This is a genomic window from Sulfuricurvum sp. RIFCSPLOWO2_12_FULL_43_24 (assembly GCF_001829605.1).
Classification (GTDB): Bacteria; Campylobacterota; Campylobacteria; order Campylobacterales; family Sulfurimonadaceae; genus Sulfuricurvum.
Window position 1 is genome coordinate 8,479 of sequence record NZ_MIBT01000017.1, and the last position, 417, is coordinate 8,895.

1 protein-coding gene is annotated in these 417 nt (G+C 39.3%); it reads left to right on the forward strand.

Annotated features, from left to right (window positions below; translation table 11 throughout):
* Positions 1–417: GGDEF domain-containing protein (locus A3G19_RS01850; RefSeq protein ID WP_294870277.1), on the forward strand; the 417-nt coding region annotated here is incomplete at both ends.

Consider the following 417-nt stretch of genomic DNA (forward strand, 5'->3'; position numbering starts at 1 on the left):
TGACGAGCTACTTCTCCCTCCCTCCAGTAAAGCATCAAAAATATGGTCTGCTCTCTTAAGCGGTAATGGTGGAGAATACAGTTTGAATGAGAATCAGACTAAAGAGAGAAAAATAATTTTATGTGAATGGCACAATACGCGGCTGGTTGATGAAAATAATCAAATAGTCGGTATTGCTTCCGTTGCGGAAGATGTCACGGAAAAAAAACAATTTGAACAAAAAATTGAATATCTGGCGTATTACGATGAATTAACCGGATTACCCAACCGTGCACTGTTTAAAAATCACTTGGAGACGGAATGCCATAGGGCAGATAGAAGCCACAATATTGTCGGTATTGTTTTTATGGATCTTGATTTCTTTAAAACCGTGAACGATACGTTGGGACACGGTGTGGGTGATATTCTTTTGCAAGC